At 68.7% G+C, this 4,887-nt stretch carries 4 protein-coding genes; 2 read left to right on the top strand and 2 right to left on the bottom strand.

Annotated features, from left to right (window positions below; translation table 11 throughout):
- Positions 1-89: 89 nt before the first annotated feature.
- Positions 90-647, bottom strand: coding sequence for a TetR/AcrR family transcriptional regulator (locus tag QMX82_RS25265; RefSeq protein ID WP_282288674.1), 558 nt, complete (start codon positions 645-647; stop codon positions 90-92).
- Positions 648-742: 95 nt separating this feature from the next.
- On the opposite strand from QMX82_RS25265, the gene QMX82_RS25260 reads away from it, so the two are divergent.
- Positions 743-1,924, top strand: coding sequence for an MFS transporter (locus QMX82_RS25260; protein ID WP_282288672.1), 1,182 nt, complete (start codon positions 743-745; stop codon positions 1,922-1,924).
- On the opposite strand, the gene QMX82_RS25255 is transcribed toward QMX82_RS25260, so the two are convergent.
- Positions 1,921-2,859, bottom strand: coding sequence for a DNA/RNA non-specific endonuclease (locus QMX82_RS25255; protein ID WP_282288668.1), 939 nt, complete (start codon positions 2,857-2,859; stop codon positions 1,921-1,923). The genes QMX82_RS25260 and QMX82_RS25255 overlap by 4 nt on opposite strands.
- Before the next feature lie 153 nt (positions 2,860-3,012).
- Here QMX82_RS25255 and QMX82_RS25250 point away from each other — a divergent pair, with 153 nt between their 5' ends.
- Positions 3,013-4,368 carry an OprD family porin gene (locus QMX82_RS25250; RefSeq protein WP_208692227.1) on the top strand — a complete coding sequence of 452 codons (1,356 nt, stop codon included), beginning with the start codon at positions 3,013-3,015 and terminating at the stop codon, positions 4,366-4,368.
- The last annotated feature ends 519 nt before the right edge of the window (positions 4,369-4,887 follow it).

Raw genomic sequence — 4,887 nt, 5'->3', positions numbered from 1 at the left:
CGGGGGGCCCCCGGGGCCCCCCGCGCCAACGCCCCGCGCCCGGTCGGGGCCACCGGCGGGGCCGCGTCGTTTAGGGGCCAGTGCTTTTCCTAGCGGTCTGGCCGCAGTACCCGGGCGAGCAGCTTCAGGCACAGCGCCAGGTCGGGGCGTTCGGCGCCGAACAGGGTGCGATAGATCAGCGGGGCGACCAGGCCGTCGAGCAGGGCGTCCAGGGGCGGCGCCGGCTCGCCACGCCGTTGGGCGCGTTCGAGCAGCAGCTCCAGGCGCTCCCGGGTCGGTTCGGTGCAGCGCACCGCGCACCCCGGATCGGTGGCGGCGAGGGCGTCCCTGAGCATGGCCTGGCCAGGGGTGGAGGCGAGGTCGTCGACATAGTGTTCCAGCCAGCGTTCGAGATCGCCTTTCAGGCTGCCGGTATCCTCTGGCGGCTGGTCCGGGCGCAGGCGCTGCAGGTCGACGTCGGCCAGCAGGCTGGGCAGATTGCCCCAGCGCCGATAGAGGGTCGAAGGCGTGACCCCGGCGCGCGCGGCGATCAGGGGGACGGTGAGGGCTTCCCGGGGCTGCTCCTGCAGGAGCGCCAGGACGGCCTCGTGGATGGCTTGCTGAACCCGGGCACTGCGGCCGCCGGGGCGGGCTTGCTTGTTGGTCATGCTGACAGGATACCCGGCTCTTAACGCAAACGCATTGCTTTTGCTGTGGGAAGGGTTCAGGCTTTAAAGCAATTATTTAGCGTTAAGGTATGGGCATGTCTTCGCTGAACGGCTCTTCCTCCGCACGCCTGGCGCTGCTGGGCTCGGTGCTGCTGACCTTTCTCGCCGCCTCCAGCGCGCCGACCCCCCTTTATGCCAGCTACCAGCAGGCCTGGGGCTTTTCCACCTTCTGGCTGACGCTGGTGTTCGCCGTCTATGCCTTTGCCCTGCTGGCCGCCTTGCTGGTGGGCGGGCGGCTGTCCGATCACCTGGGGCGCCGGCCGGTGATCCTGGCGGCGCTGGTGCTGGAGGCGGGTTCCATGCTGCTGTTCCATCAGGCCCACGGTCTGGCGGATCTGGTCCTTGCCCGCGCCCTGCAGGGCCTGGCGACCGGCATCGCCACCAGTGCCCTGGGTGCGGCGCTGCTCGACGTGGATGCCGAGCGCGGCCCCTGGTTGAACAGCCTGACGCCCCTGCTCGGCATGGCGGTCGGCGCGCTGGGTTGCGGTCTGCTGGTGGAATTCGCGCCGGCGCCGTTGCAACTGGTCTATCGGCTGTTCCTGCTGCTGTTCGTGTTGCAGGGCCTGGCGCTGCTGCGCTTGCCCGACCGCGTACCGCGCCGGCCGGGCCTGCTCGCCGCCTTGCGTCCCCAGCTGGCGGTGCCGCCCCAGGCCCGCGCCACGCTCTGGCGGGTATTGCCGCTGGAGCTGGCGGTCTGGGCGGTGGGCGGCTTCTATCTGTCGTTGACGCCGGGGCTGGTCAAGGCGGCGACCGGTACGACGTCGATCCTGGTCGGCGGGGTGGTGGTGGCCGGTCTGACGCTCACCGGTGCGGCCTGTCTGCACGGTCTGCGTGGCTGGCCGCCCATGCGCCTGCTGCGCCTGGGCGCGGTCACCCTGGTGGCCGGTCCGGCCGTGCTCTGGCTGGCGGTGGCCAGCGGTCAGCTGGGTTTCTTCGCCCTGGGTACCCTGGTGACCGGCGTCGGCTTTGGCAGCGGTTTTCTCGGCGCCACCCGCAGTCTGCTGCCGCTGGCCGAACCGACCCAGCGCGCCGGGTTGCTGGCCGCCTTCTATGTGCTCAGTTACCTGGCGTTCTGCCTGCCCGCCCTGGCGGTCAGCGCCCTGGTGCCGCGGCTGGGTCTGGCCGGCGCCGCCGAACTCTATCTGGGCGGGGTGATCCTGCTGGCGGCGCTGGGCGTGCGCAACAGCCTGCCGCGCGCCTGCGTGCAGCCGGGTTAGAGCAGGATATCGGCTGGGCCGAAGATGGCCCGCTCGACGGGGCTGCCAGTGGCCCGCTCCTCATTGGAAAAGCCGTCATGGTCGCGCAGCGGGCCGAAGTCGATGCCGGTCAGCTGCTCGATGCGCAGGACGCTGCATTGATAGGTGCGCAGACGACCGAAGGCGATGGACAGCTCGTCGAGTTCGCGGCGCTGGTCGATGAGATAGGCGCTGGCGGAGGGCTTGCCGTCGTCACCGAGAAAGGCCACCACCTTCCAGAAGGCCTCGGGAATCCGCGCCTCGCGATAGGGGCGGTCATCCGCGCGCAGCAGCGGACCGCTGAAGACGGTGATGCGCGCCTGCCAGCGCTGGGTGTTGTCGAGCAGATAGTCCTCCAGCTCCAGCCAGGTCCGCTGGTTGAAGGCGGCCATCTGTGGTGCGCAGTTGGTGAAGTGGAAGGTGTCGCGGTTGGCCTGGGTGGCAGTGGGCCCCCAGTTGGGGTCCTGGCGGCGCACCAGGTGACCGCGGTCGAGCAGGTTGTCGGCATAGAGCGCCTCGCCCAGCTGGGCCTCCAGGGGCACCCGGCCGTCGTAGGCCCAGGCATCGCGGCTACGGGGCACCTCGACGTGCTGGTCGCCGTCGATATTGACGCCGACCCAGAGCGCCATTCGCCGGCTGCGCGAGAGCGTGACCGAGAAGTGGGTGTAGTCCAGGCGATCGCCGGAGGCGGGCAGCGGATAGATGTCGCCGGCCAGGGCTGCGCTCGGACGGGGCCAGGGGACCTGGAAGGCGCCCAGGAAGTCGGCCTGGTAACCCTGGCGATCCGCCAGGCTGGCGGCGGGGGTGATGCGCGGCTCGGCGCTTCTCAGACCGGCGGGTTGCGCCGGCAACAGGGGACGCAGGTCGGCGAGGCGCGGGCGATAGGCGAGATCGACGGCAAAGGGCTGGCTGGGCATGGGTTGTCTCGGGTGCAGAGGGCGAACCGTCAGCGCAGCACAGGAAGGTGACCGGACGATGACCACGGTCAGCGAAGTGGTATGCGCCGGCGCTAGCTGGCAAACTCGTTCGCGACCTAACGATTCCCACCGAGATCCCCGAGTGAACCGCCCATGAAGCTATCGCTGTTTTCCCCCTTTGCCCGTCGGCGTACCTGGCTGCTCGGCGTGCCCGGCCTGCTCCTCAGCGGTGCCGCCCTGGCCAGTCAGCAGTCCGATGCCAAGGGCTTCGTCGAAGACGGTGACCTGACCCTGCTACTGCGCAACTACTACTACCTGCGCCAGAACGAAGGCGACGGTCATGGCGCCGCGGCGCGCAACAGTCGCGATCCGCGCAGCTGGACCCAGGCCTTCCTGCTCAACTACACCTCGGGCTTCACCCAGGGCACCGTGGGCGTGGGTGTGGATGCCTATGGCTATCTGGGTCTCAAGCTGGACGGCGGCGATGGCCACGCCAACACCCCGAACATGCCGGTGGACGGCGACGGCAGCCAGCGCAGCGAATTCAGCAAGGGCGGGGCGGCGGTCAAGCTGCGCGTCTCCAACACCGTGCTCAAGTACGGTGACCAGCAGCCCACGGCGCCGGTGCTGGCGGCGGGCGGCAACTGGCTGTTTCCCCAGACCGCCCGTGGCTGGAGCCTGGTGAGTCAGGAAGTCGATCACCTGATGCTCGAAGGCGGTCACTTCACCGCCGCCACGGCGCCGCGCACCACCGGTTCGGACGGCGGCATCTTCGCCGGCTACGCGGGTGTGGAAGCGGCCTCGGCCAGCTATGCCGGGGGCGTCTACAAGTTCAGCGATCATCTGAGCGCCTCGCTCTATGCCGGGCACTTCGAGGATGTCTGGGACCAGTACTACGGCAACCTCAACTATGTCGTACCGCTGGCGGCCGAGCAGAGTCTGACCTTCGATGCCAACCTCTATCGCACCCTGGATGCCGGCAGCGCCAAGGCCGGCAGCATCGCCAACACCGCCGGCTCGCTGGCCGCCGCCTTCCAGACCGGCGCCCACACCTTCACCCTGATCCACCAGCGTATCCATGGCGACCAGCCCTTCGACTACGCGGTCTTCGGCGCGCCGGTGCCGGGTTCCTTCGGTGACTCCATCCTGCTCGGCAACTCGATGCAGTTCTCCGACTTCAACGGTCCGGGCGAGCGCAGCTGGCAGGCCCGCTACGACCTGGACATGGAAAGCTACGGCGTGCCGGGGCTGAGCCTGATGGTGCGGCATACCCGCGGCAGCGGCATCGACGGCAGCCACGTGGCCGCCGATTCGGCCTATGCCGGCCTCTATGGCGACGGCGACAAGGAACACGAGACCGATCTGGAGGCCAAGTACGTGCTGCAGAACGGCCCGGCCAAGGACTTGAGCTTCCGCCTGCGCCAGGCCTGGCATTCCGGCAGCCAGAGCACCGGCGGCACCGTGGCCGAGACCCGGCTGATCACCGAGTATCCGCTGAATATCCTGTAATTGATCGCGCTCCGTAGGTTGGGCCTTTTAGGGTGGGTTGAGCGTCGCGAAGCCCAACAGTCCGTTGGCCATCAGCCTGTCCGGGAATACCCTCACCCCAGCCCTCTCCCAAGGGGAGAGGGGGTAGTTCGGTGTGAGCAGGTGCCTGGTAGGTTGGGTTGAGCGCAGCGAAGCCCAACAGTCCATTGGCCATCGAATACCCTTACCCCAGCCCTCTTCCAAAGGAAGCGGAGGTAGCCGCGTAGAGTGGATAACGGCGCAGCCTTATCCACGTCCAGGTGCAGTTGATCGGTGGAAAACGCTGCGCGGTTTTCCACGCTACGGACGTCTTGGCAGCGGGACACCAGGGGACAAGCCACCACCCGCACCGGACCCAACTGCCCCCTCTCCCTCGGGGAGAGGGCTGGGGTGAGGGTTGCCCCCACCAACGGTGCCAGGGTCAACCCCGGACTGTTGGGGGTGGGGGGTGGGGCCCCCCCAGCCCCACCCACGGGCCCCCGGTTACCAACATATGTTTTG

Source organism: Pseudomonas sp. PS02302, assembly GCF_029959585.1.
GTDB lineage: Bacteria > Pseudomonadota > Gammaproteobacteria > Pseudomonadales > Pseudomonadaceae > Chryseomonas > Chryseomonas aestiva.
Note: the sequence above shows the minus strand (reverse complement) of the source record. Positions and strands in the feature narration are given on the sequence as shown.